General features: G+C 72.5%; 19 protein-coding genes. 3 read left to right on the forward strand and 16 right to left on the reverse strand.

The annotated features are described in order from the left end of the window. The 10 genes from JGS22_RS04645 to JGS22_RS04690 form a co-directional block, all read right to left on the reverse strand. Entirely contained in the window at nt 1-1968 is a 1968-nt protein-coding gene (locus JGS22_RS04645) for an NADH-quinone oxidoreductase subunit 5 family protein (RefSeq protein WP_211040728.1), read from the reverse strand. Then, a complete protein-coding gene (gene nuoK / locus JGS22_RS04650) occupies nt 1965-2393 on the reverse strand; it encodes an NADH-quinone oxidoreductase subunit NuoK (RefSeq protein WP_211040729.1) in 429 nt (142 codons plus the stop codon). Before nuoK ends, JGS22_RS04645 begins: the two co-directional genes overlap by 4 nt. Continuing rightward, a complete protein-coding gene (locus tag JGS22_RS04655; protein WP_211040730.1) occupies nt 2393-3211 on the reverse strand; it encodes an NADH-quinone oxidoreductase subunit J in 819 nt (272 codons plus the stop codon). Before JGS22_RS04655 ends, nuoK begins: the two co-directional genes overlap by 1 nt. Continuing rightward, nucleotides 3208-3969 carry a NuoI/complex I 23 kDa subunit family protein gene (locus JGS22_RS04660; RefSeq protein ID WP_211040731.1) on the reverse strand — a complete coding sequence of 254 codons (762 nt, stop codon included), beginning with the start codon at nt 3967-3969 and terminating at the stop codon, nt 3208-3210. The genes JGS22_RS04655 and JGS22_RS04660 overlap by 4 nt, the downstream gene beginning before the upstream one ends. Then, nucleotides 3969-4928, reverse strand: coding sequence for a complex I subunit 1/NuoH family protein (locus tag JGS22_RS04665; RefSeq protein ID WP_211040732.1), 960 nt, complete (start codon nt 4926-4928; stop codon nt 3969-3971). The genes JGS22_RS04660 and JGS22_RS04665 overlap by 1 nt, the downstream gene beginning before the upstream one ends. Then, on the reverse strand, nt 4928-6619 hold the full coding sequence (locus tag JGS22_RS04670) for an NADH-quinone oxidoreductase subunit C (RefSeq protein WP_308405510.1): 1692 nt from the start codon (nt 6617-6619) through the stop codon (nt 4928-4930). Before JGS22_RS04670 ends, JGS22_RS04665 begins: the two co-directional genes overlap by 1 nt. Then, nucleotides 6616-7209, reverse strand: coding sequence for an NADH-quinone oxidoreductase subunit B (locus JGS22_RS04675; protein WP_211040733.1), 594 nt, complete (start codon nt 7207-7209; stop codon nt 6616-6618). The genes JGS22_RS04670 and JGS22_RS04675 overlap by 4 nt, the downstream gene beginning before the upstream one ends. Further along, nucleotides 7200-7571, reverse strand: coding sequence for an NADH-quinone oxidoreductase subunit A (locus JGS22_RS04680; RefSeq protein WP_211040734.1), 372 nt, complete (start codon nt 7569-7571; stop codon nt 7200-7202). The genes JGS22_RS04675 and JGS22_RS04680 overlap by 10 nt, the downstream gene beginning before the upstream one ends. 359 nt (nt 7572-7930) lie before the next feature. Continuing rightward, entirely contained in the window at nt 7931-10318 is a 2388-nt protein-coding gene (locus tag JGS22_RS25945; RefSeq protein WP_236073023.1) for a MinD/ParA family ATP-binding protein, read from the reverse strand. A gap of 30 nt (nt 10319-10348) precedes the next feature. Beyond that, nucleotides 10349-11512, reverse strand: a complete 1164-nt coding sequence (locus tag JGS22_RS04690; RefSeq protein WP_211040735.1) for a hypothetical protein — start codon at nt 11510-11512, stop codon at nt 10349-10351. Nucleotides 11513-12197: 685 nt separating this feature from the next. On the opposite strand from JGS22_RS04690, the gene JGS22_RS25950 reads away from it, so the two are divergent. Further along, a complete protein-coding gene (locus JGS22_RS25950; protein ID WP_211040736.1) occupies nt 12198-12935 on the forward strand; it encodes an SDR family NAD(P)-dependent oxidoreductase in 738 nt (245 codons plus the stop codon). Nucleotides 12936-13007: 72 nt separating this feature from the next. Here the strand turns inward: JGS22_RS25950 and JGS22_RS04700 are convergent, their stop codons facing one another. Genes JGS22_RS04700 through JGS22_RS04710 form a run of 3 tightly spaced genes read right to left on the reverse strand, consistent with a single transcriptional unit; the run spans nt 13008 to nt 14283 of the window. After that, nucleotides 13008-13193, reverse strand: a complete 186-nt coding sequence (locus JGS22_RS04700) for a DUF397 domain-containing protein (RefSeq protein ID WP_236073422.1) — start codon at nt 13191-13193, stop codon at nt 13008-13010. Nucleotides 13194-13223: 30 nt separating this feature from the next. Continuing rightward, on the reverse strand, nt 13224-13412 hold the full coding sequence (locus tag JGS22_RS04705; protein ID WP_211040738.1) for a DUF397 domain-containing protein: 189 nt from the start codon (nt 13410-13412) through the stop codon (nt 13224-13226). 13 nt (nt 13413-13425) lie between these two features. Further along, a complete protein-coding gene (locus tag JGS22_RS04710) occupies nt 13426-14283 on the reverse strand; it encodes a helix-turn-helix domain-containing protein (protein WP_308405511.1) in 858 nt (285 codons plus the stop codon). A 248-nt stretch (nt 14284-14531) separates the two neighbouring features. On the opposite strand from JGS22_RS04710, the gene JGS22_RS04715 reads away from it, so the two are divergent. Further along, nucleotides 14532-15005: an ATP-binding protein gene (locus JGS22_RS04715; protein WP_211040740.1), complete on the forward strand. Its 474-nt coding sequence runs from the start codon at nt 14532-14534 to the stop codon at nt 15003-15005. Nucleotides 15006-15141: 136 nt separating this feature from the next. Further along, entirely contained in the window at nt 15142-16110 is a 969-nt protein-coding gene (locus JGS22_RS04720; protein ID WP_211040741.1) for a PfkB family carbohydrate kinase, read from the forward strand. Nucleotides 16111-16271: 161 nt separating this feature from the next. Here JGS22_RS04720 and JGS22_RS04725 read toward each other — a convergent pair whose 3' ends face one another. Genes JGS22_RS04725 through JGS22_RS04735 form a run of 3 tightly spaced genes read right to left on the reverse strand, consistent with a single transcriptional unit; the run spans nt 16272 to nt 19670 of the window. Next, nucleotides 16272-17864: a tripartite tricarboxylate transporter permease gene (locus JGS22_RS04725; protein WP_211040742.1), complete on the reverse strand. Its 1593-nt coding sequence runs from the start codon at nt 17862-17864 to the stop codon at nt 16272-16274. Nucleotide 17865: 1 nt separating this feature from the next. Further along, nucleotides 17866-18645, reverse strand: a complete 780-nt coding sequence (locus tag JGS22_RS26955; RefSeq protein ID WP_308405512.1) for a tripartite tricarboxylate transporter TctB family protein — start codon at nt 18643-18645, stop codon at nt 17866-17868. A 23-nt stretch (nt 18646-18668) separates the two neighbouring features. After that, nucleotides 18669-19670 carry a Bug family tripartite tricarboxylate transporter substrate binding protein gene (locus JGS22_RS04735; protein ID WP_211040743.1) on the reverse strand — a complete coding sequence of 334 codons (1002 nt, stop codon included), beginning with the start codon at nt 19668-19670 and terminating at the stop codon, nt 18669-18671. Nucleotides 19671-19756: the final 86 nt, after the last annotated feature.

Here is a 19756-nt window from a genome sequence, read left to right on the forward strand (position 1 = left end):
TCACGCTCCGGCGGCGAGGACGGCGATGGTCAGGATGATCGCGCCGGCCAGCAGTGCGCTCAGATAGGTCTGCGCGTTGCCGGTCTGGGTTCTGCGCAGCGCGGATCCGAGCCAGCGGGGCAGAGTGGCGGCTCCGCGTACGCAGGTGTCGACGACCTCGCGGTCGAGGAAGCGGACCAGGCGTGCGCCGCTGTGCACGGGTGCGACGAAGAGCCGGTCGTACAGCGCGTCGAGGTGGAAGCCGGCGCGGGCGGGCCCGTGCAGCGGGCCCAGGAGTACCGGACCGGGGTCCGGGTCGCGGCCGAGCACCGTGGTGTGGCGCCAGGTCGCGTAGGTGACCAGCGCACCGACGAGGGCCACACCGGTGGCCAGGACGGAGGTGGTGAGCGTCGGCGCGAGGCTGTCGCCGTCGAACCAGTCGGGCAGACGTGAGTAGAGCAGTCCGAAGCCGAGGGAGGGGACGGCGAGCAGCCACAGCACGGCGTTCATGGGCAGCGTGGCGGGGCGTACGGCGGGCGCGGTCGGCGCTCCGGGGGCGGTCGGCTCTGCGGTTTCCGGAGCGCCGTGGCCGGAAGGCGAAGTCGCGGGTGGGGCGGGGGCGTCGCGCCAGGCGAGCAGCCAGAGCCGGGTGGCGTAGCTCGCGGTGAGAAGGGCGGTGACCAGACCGGCGGCGAGCACGATCCAGCCTGCGATCGCGGGGATGCCTCGGTCGGGGTCGACGGCGGCGTGCTCCGCGGCGCCCAGGACTGCTTCCTTGGAGAAGAAGCCGCTGAAGGGAGGAAGCGCGGCGAGGGCGAGGAGACCGATCGTCATGGTCCAGAACGCGTCCGGCGCCCGGCGGGTGAGGCCGCGTATCCGGGCCATGGCCGCCAGCGAGGCGGTGCCGGCCGCGGTGATCACCACGCCGGCGGTCAGGAAGAGCAGTGCCTTGAACGCGCCGTGGGACAGGAGGTGGAAGACGGCGGCCGAGCGGTTTCCGACGGCCAACGCGCCGAGCATGTAGCCGAGTTGGCCGACGGTGGAGTAGGCGAGCACCCGTTTGAGGTCGTCCTGTGCCAGCGCGGCCAGGGCTGAACCGACCATGGTCAGGGCCGCGAGGAGAGCGAGGACCACCAGCGCCGCGGCGGAGGCGGTGAAGACCGGCAGCAGTCTGGCGACGAAGTACACGCCGGCCGCGACCATGGTGGCGGCGTGGATCAGTGCGGAGACCGGCGTGGGGCCCGCCATCGCGTCCGGCAGCCAGCTGTGCAGCGGGAACTGCGCCGACTTGCCCGCGACACCCGCGAGCAGCAGCAGTGCGATCAGCGTCGGGTGGCCGAGCTCGAAGTCCGAGAGCGAGGAGGTGAGTCGGGCGACGATCGTGCTGATGCGGAACGTACCGGCTTCGGAGGCCAGCGCCAGGATGCCGATCAGGAAGGGCACATCGCCGAGCTTGGTGATCAGGAACGCCTTGAGGGAGGCGGAGCGCGCCGCCGCCTTCTCCCAGTAGTGGCCGACCAGGAAGTACGAGCAGATGCCCATGATCTCCCAGCCGACCAGCAGCACGATGAGGTCGTCGGCGTAGACGACCAGCAGCATCGCGGCGGTGAACAGGGAGACGAGCGAGGCGTAGGAGGCGTAGCGCGGATCGTCGCGGAGATAGCCGGTGGAGTAGAGCTGCACGCAGGTGGCGACCAGTGCGACCAGCACTGCCACGAGTACGGCGAAGCCGTCGAGGTGGAAGGCGAGGCTGATCGGCAGCGACTCGTTGCCGGTGGGGGTGAGGTCGGTGGCCGCGGTGACCGCTGCCTCGCCCGTGCCGCCGCCCTGCCGCAGCGCGACCACGACCGCCAGCGCGGTGGCCGCGAGAGTCGGCAGCACGGCGAGCGGCCGTACGAAGCCGGGTGCCCTACGGCCCGCCGCGAAGCCGGCGAAGGCACCGAGGAAGGGCAGCAGCGGGACGAGTACGGCGAGGGTGGTCGTGCTCACGCGGTGGCCTCCGCCTTCTTCGCCGCGGCGGCGTCGGGGTGGTGGCCGCTGCCGGCCGGGTCGGTGGCGTCGCCGGACGACTCGACGGCGTCGCCGTCGTGGGGCGGCCCCTCGGGCGGCTCCTCGGCGAGGTCCCTGAGTTCGTCCAGATTCGAGCTGCCGCGGTTGCGGAACACGAGGAGGACGATGGCCAGGCCGATACCGATCTCGGCGGCGGCGATCGCGATGGTGAAGAGCGTCAGCGACTGCCCGGCGTGCAGTTCGTCGCGCAACCAGACGTCGAAGGCGACGAGGTTGAGGTTGACCGCGTTGAGCATCAGCTCGACGGAGATCAGGACGAGGACGATATTGCGCCTGGCCAGCACGCCGTAGAGGCCAACGCTGAAGAGGAGGGCGGAGAGGACGGCCGGGTAGACGAGATGCATCAGCGCTCTTCCTTCTTCCCCCGGCCGGACTCCGGCTCGCTCTCGTTGACCGGGCTCTGCTCCGACTGCCCACCGGCGTCGGCCTGTTCACCGGGGCCTGGCTGTGCGTCGGCGACGGGCTGTGCGTCGGCGGGCCCGCCGCCCGCGACGGTGCGAGCGCCGGCCCGGGGACGGGCACCGGGCCCGGGCGGGGCGACGGGGCGGGTGGAGGTTCGAGGTGCGGCGCCCGACGCGGTGGATCTGCGGCGGGAGAGCACGATCGCGCCGACCAGCGCCGCGAGCAGCAGCACCGAGAGCGCTTCGAACGGCAGCACCCAGTGCCGGAAGAGGCTTTCACCGATCGTCGCCGTGTCGCCCTGCGGGGTGTCCAGAGTGATCCAGGCGGAGTTGGCCGAGACGAAGGCGTCCACGACGACGGTGACCAGCGTCGCGGCGGTGGCGAGGGCTACCGCGAGGGCGATCCAGCGGTTGCCGGAGTCCGCGTCGGGCGAGGGCCCGATGGGCGCCCGGGTGAGCATCAGTCCGAAGAGCAACAGCACGACGACCGAACCGACATAGATCAGCACCTGCACCCAGGCGATGAACTCGGCTGTGAGCAGCAGGTATTCGACCGCGACACCGCCGAGCGCCAGCACCAGCCAGAGCGCGGCGTGCACCAGCTGCTTGCTGGTCACCGCCATGATCGCGGCGCCGAGCGTGACGAGGCCGACCAGTACGAAGGTGATCTCCACGCCGGTCGGCGACAGGAAACCGCGCCCGGCGGCGAGCAGCAGCGTGCCGTCGACGGTGCCGGAGGCGTTGGCGGGGAACGTACTCATGCCTCGCCCTCCCGGCCCTGGCGGCGGTCCTCGGGCGGACCGGGTCGGTCGGACCGGTCGGACGGTTCGGATCGGTCGGGTCGTTCGGGCTTCTCCGGCCGGTCGGTGGTGGGTGGCTCCGCGGCGCCGCTGTCCGCAGCGGGGCCGGGGGTGCCGGCGCCCGGGGTGCCCGGATCGGCTGCCTCGGCGGCCTCCCCGTGCTCCTGCTCCAGCTGCTCCTGCTCCAGCTGCTCGGCCAGTTGGACGGCGAGCTTGTCGGCGGCCTTGCGCGCGGATCCCACTTCCTTGGGCTCCTCCGCCGCGGGGTCCAGCGGCGGCGGTTCGGGGACGGTCCACATCCACTCGCGCAACTTCTCGCGCTCGTGGGTCAGTTCGTGGATGTCGGTCTCGGCGTACTCGAACTCCGGCGACCAGAACAGCGCGTCGAAGGGGCAGACCTCGATGCAGATTCCGCAGTACATGCAGAGCGAGAAGTCGATGGCGAAGCGGTCCAGCACGTTGCGGCTGCGGTCCCGTCCTCCCGAAGTGGTGGCCGGGACGGTCTCCTTGTGCGAGTCGATGTAGATGCACCAGTCGGGGCACTCGCGGGCGCACAGCATGCAGACCGTGCAGTTCTCCTCGAAGAGCCCGATGACTCCGCGGCTGCGCGCGGGCAACTCGGGCTGTACGTCCGGGTAGTGCGCGGTGACGGACCGCCGCGTCATGGTCCGCAGCGTGATGGCCAGCCCTTTGGCGAGGCCCGAGCCGGGGAGGCCCATTACAGGAACACCACCTTCACGACGCCGGTCAGCGCGATCTGGGCCAGTGCCAGCGGCACCAGGCAGGTCCACGCGAACCGCTGGATCTGGTCGGCCCGCAGCCGGGGCCAGGCGACCCGCATCCAGATCACCAGGAAGCAGAGAGCGGCTGTCTTGAGGAGCATCCACAGCCAGCCGAGCTGGTCGGCGAACGGGCCGTGCCAGCCGCCGAGGAAGAGCACCGACGTCAGCGCCGAGATCACCACGATGCCGGCGTACTCCGACAGCATGAAGAAGGCGAAGCGCAGTCCTCCGTACTCCGTCAGCGGGCCGAAGATGATCTCTTCGGGTGCCAACGGCGCGTCGAAGGGCGGCCGGTGCAGCTCGGCGACGCCGGCGACGAAGAACACGAACGCGCCGACGAGCTGCCACGGCAGCCACCACCACTGCCAGACGTCGAGGATTCCGGGCAGCGAAAGCGTGCCGGAGGCCATGACCACGGAGGCGGCGGCGAGCAGCAACGGCAGCTCGTACGCCATGAGTTGGGCGGCGGTTCGCATCCCGCCGAGCAGCGAGTACTTGTTGGCGGAGGCCCAGCCGCCCATCACCTGGCCGAGCACGCCGACGCCCAGCACCGCGAGGACGAAGAAGATGCCGGCGTCCACCACCTGGCCGACCACGCCGTTGGGCGCCACCGGGATGGCGATGAGGACGATCAGATACGGCACCAGGGCCACTGCGGGCGCGAGTTGGAAGACGCGGCGGTCCGCCGCCGCCGGAACGATGTCCTCCTTCTGGGCGAACTTCACCCCGTCGGCGACGAGTTGGGCCCAGCCGTGGAAACCGCCCGCGTGCATCGGGCCGACGCGTCCCTGCATGTGCGCCATGACCTTGTGCTCGGCCTGGCCCACCAGCAGCGGCAGCACGAGGAAGGCGAGCATGACGACCAGCAGCCGCCAGGCGACGTCGAAGAACTCCATCAGTCCTCGTCCTCCGTACGGCCGCGCTCGGAGGCTTCGTCCTCGGCGGCGGACGGCGTCTCCCGCTCCGGACCCGGCCCGCGCTTCGAGGCGCCGCCGTCACGGCCCGAAGAGGTGCCGCGCTCGGCGGATGCGCCGGACGTCGCGTTGTCCGGCGACGTCGCGTCGTCGCCCGACGCAGCGTCGTCCCCGGGCGGGGACGCATCGTCGAAGGCGGGTCGGGCGTGGTGCCAGGGAGCATCGCTGGAGCGCTGTCCGGGCGCACCGCTCGACGCGGAGTCCGGTACGGCGTCCTCCCGGGGCGCACGCTGCGAGGCGGAACCCTCGTTCACGCTGCGGTTGCGCCGTGCGCGACCCGACGTTCCGGCTGCCGAACTGCCGCGTTCCTCCGCGGACTCCGGCGCCGACGATTCTGAGGCGGCGGACGGCTCGGACACCTCGGCCGGCGCGGGCCGACTGTCGGCCGCCGGTGCAGCCGCCTCGGGAGCGGCGGCCGGTTCAGGAGCGGCCGTTTCAGGAGCGGCCGGTGACTCAGCGGCGGGGCCCGCTTCGGGGTCGCCCGTCGGCTTCCGGTCGGTCGGCGACTCCGAACCCCCCGGCGGCTTCGGGCCGGTGTCCGACTGTGGGCTCGGGGCGGCCTGCGAGGCCGAACCGTCCGCAGCCGTACGGCTGCGGCGCGGAGGCCTCGCCGAGGCCGCGCCGAGGCCGACGGCCGGTGCTGCCGGGGCTTCCGCACCGCCGCCACCGCTCGCGGCGGTACCGGTCGTGGGTGCCGTGTCGCCCGGGGGCGTCGCCGCGGCACCCTCGGCGCTTTCGGCCTGCTGGCTCGCCGAGCCCGCGGCGGCGCTCCGGGCACGACGCGGACGCTCACCGGCCGCGCCCGCTCCGGTCGCGCCCGTACGCCCCGCCGCACCCGTACGGCCGGCAGCGCCCGCACGGCCGCGGGCGGGCCGGGCCGGAGCAGGTGGGAGCCGGCCCTTGAGCGGGCCCCACTCGTTCGGGTCGGGTACGCCGGGGGGCAGCATCTGCCGCCGCTTGGGTCCGCCGTCGTGGCTCTCGCCGGGCTCCTTGGCACCCGGCCAGGCCTTCACCACCCGGGCGGCGAGCACGAAGTCCTTGCGCAACGGGTGCCCTTCGAAGCCGTCCGGCAGCAGCAGCGGTTCGAGGGCGGGGTGGTCGGTGAACCGTACGCCGAACATCTCGTACGTCTCCCGCTCGTGCCAGCCCGCACCGGCGAACACCTCGGTGGCGGTGGGGAGTTCGGGCGCGGCGTGCGCCACGGTCGTACGGATCAGCAGCCGGCGCAGCCTTCGGCCCGCCCCGTCCGCGGCGGCGTTCGCGGCGGCGTTCGGCAGGGCGACCAGATGGGCGCAGATCCGGAACCCGCTGCCGGGTTCGTCGACGGCGCTCAGCCAGTCGAAGTAGGTGCATCCCAGCTCGTCCCGCGCCAACCGCAGGGCTGCGAGCCAGCGTTGGGCGGGTACGTCGACGGTGAGCAGCGCGTACGCGTCGGTCGCGCTCGCCCCCTCGCCGAAGAGCTCGGCCGCGGGCACGGGCAGCCACCCCTCGGGCGCGGCAGGCGGTACGGAGGCGGCAGGCGGTACGGGCGACTCCGGCGACACGGGTGGCGCTGCTGCGGGGCGCGGGCTCGGTCCGGGGTTCTCGTCGGGTTCCGGGGTGGGCGCGCTCACTTGGCCTCCTCCTCCGGCGCGGGCGGAGGCGTCACCAGGCCGCTCGCGAGCGCCGCCGGACCCGCGGCCGTGGGGCCGCGGCCGTACCGCTCGCTCAACGACTCCTGCGCGATCTTCTCCTGGAGCTTCAGAATCCCCTGGAGCAGCGCCTCGGGACGCGGCGGGCAACCGGGTACGTACACATCGACCGGGATGATCTGGTCCACGCCCTTGGTCACCGAGTACGAGTCCCAGTACGGACCGCCGCAGTTGGAGCACGCGCCGAAGGACACCACGTACTTGGGCTCGGGCATCTGCTCGTAGAGCCGCTTGACGGCGGGCGCCATCTTGTCCGTCACCGTTCCCGAGACGACCATCAGGTCGGCCTGTCTCGGTCCGGGGGCGAACGGGATGACGCCGAGCCGGATGAAGTCGTGCCGCGACATCGACGCCGCGATGAACTCGATGGCGCAGCAGGCCAGTCCGAAGTTGAAGACCCAGAGGCTGTAGCGGCGGCCCCAGTTGAGGACCACCTTCATCGGCTCGGGCGCGAGTCGGGCCAGCGCACCGAGTCGTCGCGGTTCCGGGAGGTCGGCACGTGTCACGTCCATGTGAGGACGCCCTTCTTATATGCGTAGAGCAGCCCGATCGCCAGCAGCCCGAGGAAGATGAACATCTCCACCAGCGTCGCTGCACCGAATCCGACCGCGGCGAAGATCGTCGCCCAGGGGAAGAGGAAGATCGAGTCGATCGCGAAGATCACGTAGAGGAAGGCGTACACGTAATAGCGAACCTGGGTGTGCGCCCAGTCGTCGCCCACCGGGTCGACGCCGCATTCGTAGGTCAGCATCTTCTCGCGCGTCGGCGCGACCGGCCGCAGCAGCCGGCCTCCGGTGAAGGCCGCCGCCACGAACACCGCGCCGAGGACCGCGACCAGGCCGACGACCGAGTAGCCGTGGAAGTAGTCCGGCACGACACCGTTCCTCTGCGTGTTGACGTCCGTCTCTCAGCGTGCGTACGCGTTCGACGATCTGTACGCACCGGAGTCTAGGCCCTGCCCCCTGTCGCCCGGCTGCCCCGTCTCACCACCGGGACGTTCCGACCGGACGGGCGACACGGCGACTTCCGGCTTGCTCCGGTCTTGCTCCGGTATGTCGGCGTCTCGTCCGTGCGCATAGCTCGCCGTCCGGCAGGAGCGCGGGAGCCACGGCGCAGACGGGCCCGGGCACCAAAGGGCCGGCCACCAACAGGCCCGGCCCGCACGGCACTTGACGCCGGTGGACGCTGCCCACCGGGCGCCGTCGCGGCCTGCTCGACGCAGCCCGAACCCGTCTAACGCTGGTCGAACGCGACCGCGCGTCCCATGCACTCCGCCGCGAGACGGGCGGCGGCGGCACGCGTGTGGTGGCCGAGCAGCTCCGTACGGATCGCGCCGCCGGCGGCGAGGTGCCGGTCGTAGGGGATGGGGACGACGGTCGCGCCGCCGACCGCCAGGTGCCGGATCGCCTTCGCCTCGTCGAGAGCGGTGTCGGGCACCGCGTGCGACACGGCGACAACGGTGGTGGCGAGCATCCGCGGATGGAGGTTGCCCATCCAGTCCAGTACGGAACGCGTCGCGGCGACTCCCTCCACTGTGGCCGGGGTGACGAGCACCCGCGCCTGGGTGGTGGTCAGCGCTGTGCGTGCCACCTCGGCGGGCAGCGTCTCGCAGTCCACCACCGAGGTGCCGAAGTAGCGGCCGAGCGAGGTGATCACGACCCGGTAGGTGTCCAGGTCGAGTTGGGCGCCGACCGCACCCTGGCTCGCGGGCAGCAGCCAGCCACCACCGGGCAGCCGCACCAGATAGCCGGTGATGTCGGTCAGCCGCATCGAGGGGTTGACGATCCGCGCCAGGTCCGCGCAGGTCCAGCGGATCTCGGAGGCCCCGAGCCGGCCGGGAATGGTCCCGAGCGCCGGATCGGCCTCGACGGTCAGCGTCGGGTCGTTGCGGTAGTGCGCGTAGGTGAGGGACAGCAGGGCGGCGACCGTCGATTTGCCCGCCCCGCCGCGGATGCTGGTGACCGCCAACTGACGCCCGCTGTGCACCGGTTGCTGTATCGCGCGGGCGGTCTCGGTGGCGATCGTGGTCTCGCGCGCGGTGGAGGAGACGAGCCGGTGCAGCGCCTGGACGGTACGCCGGGACATGCTGTCGCCGTGCCGCGCCCGGCGCTTGACCTCGGCCACCTCCGGCCCGTTGACGGGGACGGAGACCGGCGCCACGGCTCCGGACGCCGAGCCGTACGGCCGGTGCGGAGTCGGCGGGGCGTACGAGACGTTCGGCGCGTACGGGAGGTTCGGGGCGTTCGGCGCCTGCCGGGCGGGCTGGGCGTACCCGTCGGCGCGCTGCGGAGCGTACGGCTGAGGCGCGACCGGCCCGGAGGGCGCGACCGGCCCGGAGGGCCCGGAGGGCGCGGAGGGCGCGGAGGGCGCGGAGGGCGTCGGGGCAGAGGGCCCGGACGGCAGCGGGTTGGCGGGAGTCGGCACCGTGCGCGCGTGCGGAGTTGGTGACTGTGGCGGCTGCGACGGGGCGTTCTGCGGCAGCCCGGCGTCGGGGCGCCCTGCCTGCGATCCGGCCGGCGTTGCGACCTGCGATCGGCCCGGCATCGCGGGCTGCGGTCCGGCCTGCGTTGCGGGCGGCCCGGCTGCGGGCGGCCGGGCAGGCGGAGGCGCGGCCACCCCGTGCGGCGGCAGCGGGAGCGTCCGCGCGGCGGCGTACGGATCGGCGGCGTGCGGATCGGCGGAGACGGGTGATGCGGCGGCGAGGCCCGCGGAGACGGACGACAGCAGCAGCGTCTGCTCGGCCGCTCCCGGGCCGGGAAACGCAGGCGGAGGGCTGCTCACGTCGAACACGGCGTCGGGAGGCGGGAGTTGGTCGATTGTCGGCCCGGTCCCGGTCGGCGCGGCGACGGCGTCGACGGACGCGGCGACCGACTCCCCGAGGGGCGGCGCCGACTGCGGCAGCGGGAGCGGGAGAGCCGGCATCGGCGGCGGCACGAGGGTCGCGAGGTGCTGGGTGACGGCGGCGTCCTGGTCGTCGTCGAAGGACGGCACCTCGGCCCCGACCTCGGTCTTCTCCTCGGAGGCCGGTGCTGCCGCCGGGGGCGCGGGCCCACGCTCGGTCTCCTCCACCGGCGTCCCGCCCTCCAGAGGCGGCACACTCGCCACAGCCGCAACGTCCGCCGCACCGGCTGCTGCCACGGCCGCCGGCTTCGGCTCGGCTCCGCTCGGCCGCCGTGGGGCCTCGAACCCCGGTGGTACGGCGTCCTCCGGCTCGATCTCCGCAGCGGCCCCGCCGTCGGCCACCGGCTCCGGCCCGAGCTCAGCCACAGTCCCGGCGCGCGCGTCTGCCTCGGACTGGGCAGCGGCTCTCGACTCCGGCCCCGGTACGGGCGCGGGCAACGGCTCCGGCCCGAAGCCCGCAAGCAAGACGGGTTCCGCTTCCGGCAGCGTCCCCGCCGCCGGCAGCAGCCCCGCGTCAGCGTCCGCCTCGCGATCGGCCGCAAGCGGCAGCTCCCCGCCGAACGTACGCGCCACGTCCTCCTGCACACCGCCGCCGTCGACCGAACCGGCCGGCTCCGGCGCTCCCTCGCGAGGAACCGCCTCCAGCGCCGCCGGCGGAACGCTCCCACCTTCGGACGCCGTCTCCCGCGCTGTGCCCCGGACTTCGTCCCGTGCCGTCATCTCCGCATGCCCCTTCGACATCTCCACAGCTCAGAACGCCGTGAGCAGCTGACCGAACACCCCGAACGCCCCCACCACGAACGGCAGAAGCAGCACCACACTGACCGACTCCCCCACATCGGTCGCTCTCCGCAGCATCCCACCCGCGCGCTCCGGTACGCGCAGCACCAGCGTCACGAGCACTCCGGCAAGCAGCACCGCGAACATCGCCAACGGGCCGACGGTCGCGTGGGAGCCCCACACCACCACCAGGCGCACCAGCAACACGGCAGCAGCAGCCGTCAGCGCCAGCACCTCCACCGTCAGCGGATACGCGCGGGCGCGCGCCATCAGCAGCACCGCGAGCAGCACCACCAGGCCGACGCTCCACGGCGACGGCCGGTCGAGCGCCAGCCAGCCGCCGGCGGCGGTCGAGGCGGCGGCGGTCACGGTGACCAGTGCGAGCTGCCGGTGGTTGGCGGCCAGCGCGGTGTCGACCTCGTGCGCACTGACCGAAGTACCGCGCGCACGCTGGTCGTCCAGCCGCAGCAGCCCCGCGCCCCGGAGCGCGAGACGCGGCAGGAAGCCGAGGACGAACACCGACAGGGCGCCGAGCACGACGCCGGTGCCGCGTGCGTCGGTCAGCAGCAGCCCGGTCTCCCAGAGCGCGGCGGTGGCCGCCACCGCCCCCGCACCGAGGAGCGCGGTGCGGCCCAGGGGCGTACTCACTCCGGCGAGCACGAGTGTCAGCGCGACGGCCGCGGCGAAGGCGACCAACCGCACCGCGAGCGTGCCCGTCGCGACCCATGCGCCGCACACGCCCCAGAGGCCGGCCAGCGCCAACAGCACGTACCCCAGGCGGTGTCGGTCGCCGGCGCGCGCGCCGTGGGCGAGGCCGCTGAGCACCGAGCCCGCCGCGCCCGCCAGGCAGGCGACAACCAGCAGGATCGTGCCGGCACGGGCGGAACCGAGCCAATGATTGGCGTACCAGGCGGCGACCAGCCCGAGCGCGAGGGCGGCGACCCCGGCGGTCCTGGCCCGAGCGGGCTCGTCCCAACGCCAGTTGCGCACCCCGAGCGGTGCGGACGCAGACCGGCCGGTCTGCCCCTCGACGGAGTCGGGGCCGACGTCCTTCGCGGTCTCGTGCGACGAGCGCGGCACGGCCTCCGGACCTGCCCGGGTCGCGGCGGGACCCGGCTCTGCGGCAGTCACCATCGCTCTGTCATCCCCTCAGTGATGCCGGACTGCAACCGCCGGCCACTCCCCTGTACTCGGCACATCTGCACCGCAGCATTTTACGGCCCCCAACCGGACCGCCCTCCGACAGCCCGGCTCGGCCGGCGCGACCCCAATCCTCGCGCCCCCGGGGCTTCTTGAGAAGTACACGTAGATGCGGAACACGACACTCCGGCGACACTCGGCGACCTCCCGGCAGCCGCCCGCCCGAAGTCGCCTCCACCCGCGCCCGAACCGGACCGCCACGCCTGCCGATCCGCCTGCCGATCCGCCCACCGACTCCGCCCACCGACTCCGCCCACCGACTCCGCGCAGCCGCCGCCGTCCGCCCGGCCGGGCCCTCGCCGCCGTCCGCCCGGCCGGGCCGTCCCGACGGGCCCGGGACCGGATCCCCCGGTGGCGGCGGGTAGCGTGCGATCCCACGGAGGCGAACGGCACGGGCAGGCGTACAGCGTCGTCCCGCGTCCCGTCGCCCGGTCGCGGTAGTCGCAGTCACCGCGACGACAGCACCGCGCAGTTCGCCGCAGAAGCAGTCGACGGACCAGCCGTCGACGAGTGGGAAGCAGTCGGGCATCGGTCGAGTCAGCCGTCGAGTCATCGGCCGGGACGGCAGTCACCGCCGAGGCGTGTACGGCGGAAACGGCCGCGCCGGAAGGAGAGTTCCGTGAGCAGAGCAGTCCTCGTCACCGGCGCCTCGCGCGGAATCGGCCGGGCCATCGCGCACGCCTTCGCCGAACGCGGCGACCGCGTCGCCCTGCACTACGGCTCGCGCACGGAGGCCGCCGAGGCCGCCTTCGCCGCGCTGCCCGGCGACGGCCACGTACTGGTGCGCGGCGATCTGAGCACCCCCGACGGGGCCGCCGAGCTGGTCGAGACGGTGTCGACGGGCCTCGGCGCCGTGGACGTACTGGTCAACAACGCCGCCGCCAACGAGCCCCACCCGATCGCGGACACCTCCTACGCCGACTGGCAGGCCGCCTGGCGCCGGATCCTCGACGTCAACCTGCTCGGCGCCGCCCACGTCAGCCACCTCGCCGCCCGGCTGATGATCGAGCGGGGCGCCGGTGGCCGGATCGTCAACATCGGTTCGCGCGGCGCCCATCGGGGCGAACCCGATCACCCCGCGTACGGCGCCTCCAAGGCCGCGCTGCACGCGCTCGGCCAGTCCCTGGCGGTGGCGCTGGCGCCGCACGGCATCGCCGTCGCCTCGGTGGCGCCGGGCTTCGTCGAGACGGAACGGGTCGCCGACCGCCTCACCGACGAGGTGCGCGGGCAGAGCCCGTTCGGTCGCGTCGCAGCTCCCGAGGAGATCGCCGCCGCCGTCCTGTGGCTCGCCTCTCCCGAGGCGATCTGGGCCTCCGGCACCGTCCTCGACCTCAACGGCGCCTCGCACCTTCGCTGAAGTCGCACCTTCGCCGAACTCGCACCTTCACCGAAAGGGCCTCACACAGAGGCCGACCGACCGGCCGCGGGCTCAGAGATCGGCCAACCCACCGCTGCGTGCGGCGTTCAGAAGAGCGGCCAGCCGGTCCGGCGTCGTCGTCAACTCGATGCCGGGCGCGGAAGATTCACGCAGACGGACAACATCGCCCGTCGAACCAGCCGCGATCTCCACGCAGTTGCTCGCCTCGGCGCAGTAACTCGACTTCTGCCACGTCATGTTCGCCACGCCCTTCATTCGCCACGCCCTTCAGAGGTCGACCAGCCGGCCACTGCGCGCGGCGTCCAGCAGCGTGGCCAACCGGCCCGGCGTCGTCGTCAACTCGATGCTCGGATCGGCGGACTCGCGCACATGGACAACGTCGCCCGTCGAACCGGCCGCGATCTCCACGCAGTTGTTCGCCTCGGCGCAGTAACTCGACTTCTGCCACTGGGTCATGTGATGCGTCCTCTCACAGGTCTTCGATGATCCCCACCAGGAACTCGCGGGACTCCTCGGCGCCGAGTGCGATCTCCACGGTACGCCCGAGCAGCGCCCTGTATTTGGCCAACTCCGTTTCCGAGTACAGAATTTCGGGCCCGTGCGAGGCGTCGAGAATCACCGTGTCGAGCTGCGGGACCGGACCGGCCGCGTAGGTGATCGTCTGCCCCGCCCCGGGAAACTCGCCTGCGGCGAAGGGAATGATGAGGAGCGTGACCGAAGCACGGTCACCGGCCTCCAGCAGATGGTTGAGCTGCCTCTTCGCGGCGGCGGCCCCACCGAATTGCATCCGGAGCGCAGCCTCGTGAACGACCGCGAGAAAAGGAACGGGGCGGGGACGGAAGAGGATCTCCTGCCTCTTCAACCGGAAGGAGACCCGCTCCTCCACCTCGTGCGAGGGCAACTCCGGGACGGCCTGCCGGAAGATCGCGCGGGCGTACTCGGCGGTCTGGAACACACCCGGAATGTGTGTGGTCTGCGCGGTCCTCAACTCGGTGGCGTCGGTTTCGATTTCCACCAGATCGATCTGACCGCGCGAGACCGTGCCGCGGTGGACGTCCCACCATCGACCGCGCCGGGTGCGCCCGAGCTCGACGAGCGCCTCCAGGAAGGCGTGGTCCGCGCAGTCGTACAACTCCGCGAGGGCTCTGAACCGTTCGTCGTTCACCCCTACCCGGCCCGCTTCGATGTTGCTTATACGGGTCGCGTCGACGCCAAGCGCCTTGGCGGCAGTCGCCGACGACACACCGGCAGTCTCACGCAAGCTCCGCAACTCGGCGCCAAGACGTTGCTGCCTGGCCGTCGGCCTGCTCCTCGGCGCCACAAGCACTCCCTCTCCGCTGTAACCAACCAATCTACCGACCAGGGAAGTTGAAGCTCTTCCCCCATTAAGTAGCAACATGCAATCTCTGTGCCCTACCGTGTGTAGTGCGTCACTCACTCGCCGCCTTCGGGTGTCGGAAGTGCATCGTGCTGCCTGCGCGCGGCGGCACGGCAGGCCACCGACCCGAAGAGCCGCGTTCCACTTCTCCTTCGGTGAGACCAACTCCTCAGCAGCGCAACGACCTTGGGGGTCCCATGCCCAATTCCGAACCGCACCGACTCACACCGACAGCCGTTCTCCTCCACCCGCCCGACGAGTGGGAGTGCGGGCTTCAACTGACCAACGTTCCCCGGGCCGCACGCGTGGCACGTGCGGCGTTCCGAACCGCGTTGGACGGCCTGCGGCCTCCCCGAGAGCTGGCGGACACCGCCGAGTTGCTGACCGGCGAGCTGGTGGGCAACGCCGTCAGACACGCAGAGGGGCAGGTCTACGTACGGGCGCGAGTACGCGAGGGCGTGCTGCGGATCAGCGTGCGCGACGAGCACCCCGACCTGCCCGACCCCGTACCCGTCACGTTCGACGACGCCCACGGGCGAGGGCTGCTGCTCGTCGAACGGCTGGCCCGGGCGTGGGGGCGCTACGCACTTCTGTCCAGTGCGGTCGGTGGAAGCGTGGTGGGGAAAGTGGTCTGGTGTGAACTGGCCTGCTCCACCACACGTATGAGCTGAACACCGCCACCACCGCCCGCCCATAGCCCGCCACCGCCGCACCTCGCGCCACCACCCGCCGTGTCGTGCTGCGACGCGCCAAGCCGCCGCGTGTCGTGTCACATCGGACCGACGCGACGGACAGGAAGGAACGCCCATGTCCGTTGTTCACGTCGTCGGCAGCCTCAACGCCGACCAGCTCCTGGAGTTGACCGCGTACCCGGCGGCGGGCGAGACCGTGCTCGCCTCCGACGTACGACTGTCCGCGGGCGGCAAGGGCGGCAACCAGGCGGTGGCCGCCGCACGGGCGGGCGCCGAGGTGGTGATGGTCGGCGCGGTGGGCGACGACGCGCACGGCAGGCTGGTCCGCGCCGAGTTGGACGGTGCCGGGGTCGACACCCGCCCGGTGCGGACCGTCGAAGGTACGCCGACCGGTACGGCGATCGTGCTGCTGGACCGGGCCGGTGAGAACCGGATCGTCGTGGCGCCCGGCGCCAACTCCCGACTGACCGCCGCCGACGTCGAGTTGGGGCTGCGCGACCTCGGCGAAGGCGACGTGCTGCTGCTCCAGTTGGAAATCCCGCCCGAGGTCGTCGTGCACGCCGCCCGCCTCGGGAAGCGGCGCGGCGCTCTCGTCGTTCTCAACGCCGCCCCCGCACCGGAACGGGCCGACTGCCTGGGCGCGGACCTCGACCACCTGGTGGTCAACCGGGGCGAGATGGACGCGGTGGCCCAACTGCTGGGACTTATCGACGAGTTGCCGACTGGCGAACCGGCTCGTGCAGAGACCGGCCGCGACGCGCTGCCCGCTCTCGTCGCGCAGGTGGCCGGCTCGCTCTCGTGCACGGTTGTCTGCACCGCGGGAGCCGACGGGGCGTACGTCTGCGGCGACGGAGACGGGGAGGCCGTCACCCACGTCCCGGCCGTTGCGGTCACCGCCACCGACACCACGGCGGCGGGCGACACCTTCACGGGGTACCTGGCCGCCGACCTCGCGGCCGGCCGGCGCCGGCCGGCCTCCGCCCTGGCCCGCGCCTCGGCCGCCGCCGCGCTCACCGTGACGCGGCCCGGTGCGATGGACTCGATCCCCCACGCCGACGAACTGCCCACCGCCTTCGGCCCGTAAGCGGAGGACCCCTTCGCCACCAGTCACTCCCGTCGAGCCGCAGCCGGACGGCGCGTACGTACGCCCGGCCGGCCCGCGCGGCTGCCGCGCCGGGGCACGCAGACGCGAACACGCGGGCGTCCTCCCGCAGTTGGGGAGGCCGCCCGCGTGCGTGGGTTCAGCTACCGCGACGCCGTACCGGCCGGCTCGCGCTCTTCCCCGCCACCGTCCCCGTCGTTCCCGCTGTCCCGGGCGGCTTCGGCGCGACGGGCGCGCAGTCGGCGCAGCTTCGCCGCCAGCGGCAGCAGCGCGGCGACGACGACCATCACATAGAGGCCGATCGAGATACCGCTGTTGACGAGAATCGAGGGGTCGCCGGCCGAGGCGGCGAGCGCCCGACGCAGTTCGGTCTCGGCGATCGGCCCGAGCACCACACCGATCAGCGCGGGCGCCACCGGTACGCCGAAGTGCCGCATCGCGAAGGCGAGCAGGGACACCGCGAGCAGCATCACCAGATGCACCGTGGAGCCGTTGATGGCGTAGACCGCCAGCACCGAGAAGAGCGTGATGCCCGCGTACAGGTACGGCTTGGGCAGCTTCAGCAGCTTGGCCCACAGCGGGGCGAACGGCAGGTTGATGGCCAGCAGCAGCACCGAGCCGATCAGCAGCGAGGCCAGGAGCGTCCAGACAAGATCGCCGTTGCGCTCGAAGAGCACCGGCCCCGGTTGGAGCCCGTACTGCTGGAAGGCTGCCAGCATGATCGCGGCCGTGGCCGAGGTGGGCAGTCCAAGCCCCAGCAGGGGTACGAGAGTTCCGGCCGCGGAGCCGTTGTTGGCGGCCTCGGGCCCGGCGACGCCTTCGATGGCGCCCTTGCCGAACTCGCTCTTCTCGCCGCCGCGTCGCTCGCGCCGCTTGGCCAGTCTGCGTTCGGCGCCCAGCGAGAGGAAGGTGGGGATCTCCGCACCGCTGCCGGGGATCGGACCGAAGGTCGTGCCGAGCGCGGTGCCGCGCAGCCACGCGGGCCAGGAGCGGCGCAGATCCCGGCGCTTGAGCCACGGCTTTCCGGACCGGATGGAGGCCAGGTCGGGCGCGTGCCGGCCCTGTGCGGCGACGTAGAGCACCTCACCGAGCGCCAGCAGCCCGACGGTCACGATGATCAGGTCCACGCCGTCCAGCAGCACGGCCGAGCCGAAGTCGAAGCGCGGTGCCCCGCTCTGGCTGTCGATGCCCACCAGTCCGATGGCCAGCCCTATCAGCAGCGAGGCGATGCCCCGCACCACCGAGCCGGAGACCACCGCGGCGACGGCCACGAAGGAGAAGACGGTCAGCGCGAAGTACTCGCCGGGCCCGAACTTCAGCGCGAAGTCGACCATCACCGGAGCGAAGAGCGCGACCACCAGCGTGCCGATGACGCTCGCCACGAACGAGCCGATGACCGCGGTGCCCAGTGCCTGCGGCGCCCGTCCTGCCAGCGCCATCTTGTGACCCTCGTAGGTGGTGGCAATCGAGGACGCCTGGCCGGGGGTGTTGAGCAGGATGGAGGTGGTCGCACCGCCGAATGTGCCGCCGTAGTAGACGCCGGCGAAGAGGATGAACGCCGCGGTCGGGTCCATCTGGAAGGTGACCGGCAGCAGCAGCGCCACGGCCATGGCGGAGCCCATGCCGGGCAGTACGCCGACGGCGGTGCCCAGCAGCACGCCGCAGAACGCCCACAGCAGGTTCGCCGGGGTCAGCGCGGAGACAAGCCCGTCGCCGAGAAGGGAGAAGGCTTCCACGTCACACCGTCCATTCCAGTACGCCGCCGGGCAGGCTCAGACCCAGCCCGAGGGAGAAGCCCACCTGCACCGCCGCCGACATCGACACGGCGACGAGCGCGTCACGCGCATACGAGCGGGCACCGAAGGCGTACGCGACGCCCCAGAAGAGCAGCGAACCGGCGAGCAGCCAGCCCAGCGTCTCCAGCAGCGCGACGTGCACGGCGAGCGTGCCGACGATCAGCAGCACCGGCGGCCAGTCGGTCGGCGGTGCGGGAGCGTGGCCGGGCAGCTGTGTGCGACCGCTGCCGCGCAGCGCACGGGCCGAACGCACGTTGGACGCGGCCATCCAGCCGGCGACCACCAGCAGCAGCGTGCCGACCACGCCGGGTACGACTCCGGGGCCGGGCGGGTCGGTGTTGGGCGGAGCCTGGATGGTGAACGCACCCCACACGGCGATCGCGCCGAACGTCGCGACCAGCGCCGGGAAGACCCAGGCGCGCGGGCCGACCCACGGAGCGGTCTCCGGGTCGTACGCGGGCGCCGGCGCGAGGTCCGCGTCGGAGTCCGCGTCGGAGTCCGGCGTGCGATCCGCGTCGCGGTCCGCCGTACGGTCCGCATCGGCACCCGCCGTACGGTCCGCGTCGGGCGCGGGGGTCGCTGCGTTCCCGGCCTCCGCCGTGGTCTCCTCCGCGGCGCTTCCGGCCGCCGCGGCGTAACCGGCCTCGGCTGCCCGGTCGCCCACCGCCGTACCGGCTTCCGCTGCCGACGGCCGGGGTTCGGCCGGTCCGTTTCTCGTCACGTCCCGGTCCTCCTCCGCGCCCGTCACAGACCCAGCGCCTTCACGGTCTTGCGCGCCACAGTGACCTCTTCCTTCAGGAAGGCCGTGAACTCCTCACGCCCCTGGTACGTATCGGTCCACCGGTTGCGCTTGAGGGTGTCGGCCCAGGTGGGGGTCTTGCGGAGTTTGGCGAGCACCCTCTCCAGCTTCTTCGCCTCCTCCTCGCCGACGCCGGGCGGAGCGATCACTCCGCGCCAGTTGGACATCTCCACGTCGTACCCCTGTTCGTGCAGGGTGGGCAGGTCGTCGACGCCGTCGAGCCGTTCCGGCGAGGAGATGCCCAGCGCGCGCACGGAACCGGACTCCAGCTGGTCGCTGAAGTCGCCGTAGGTGCCGAAACCGACCTGGGCGGTGCCGGAGAGGAGCGAGGTCAGCACCTCGCCGCCGCCCGCGTACGGCAGGTAGTTGATGCCGTCCGGCGGCACCTTCATGCTCTGCGCGACCTGGGCGGCGAAGATCTGGTCGACGCCGCCCATCGAGCCGCCCGCGACCGGCAGGCCGCCCTTCTTCTCCCGCCAGGCCTCGGCGAGTTCGTCCGCCGTCCGGTAGGGCGAGTTCTTCGGTACGACCACCGTCAGGTACTCGGAGGCGAGCTGGGCGATCGGGGTGGCGTCCGCCATGGTGTGCTGCGAACCGAGCGTCTCCACCGCGCCGACCATGCCGAGGCCGGTCATGGTGAGAACGCCGGACTGACCCTCGCGGTTGGCGGTCTGGGTGAGTCCGATGGTGCCGCCCGCACCTTCGGCGTTGGAGACCTCGACGTTGCGGCGCAGCCCCTCCTCGCGCAGACCGTTCTGCAATTCGCGGGCGAGCATGTCCCATCCGCCGCCGGGGGCCGCGGGTGCGATCAGGAGCAGCTTCTCGTTCTCGCCCGTGCCCGACGCGGCGCTCTGCCGTACGTCGACCACGGCGACGCCCACCAGGATCGCAGCCGCGCCGCAGGCGGCGATCCGCGTCAGGGCCGCCCGGGTCGGTGCCACCTTCATCTGGCTTCCTCCGTGATTCTCCGCAGCTCGGTACGGGTGGTTGCGGGTTGCTCGTGCAGGTGTCGGGGGTGCACGTGCGGATGGGG

It is taken from the genome of Streptomyces tardus, from assembly GCF_018101125.2.
Classification (GTDB): domain Bacteria; phylum Actinomycetota; class Actinomycetes; order Streptomycetales; family Streptomycetaceae; genus Streptomyces; species Streptomyces tardus.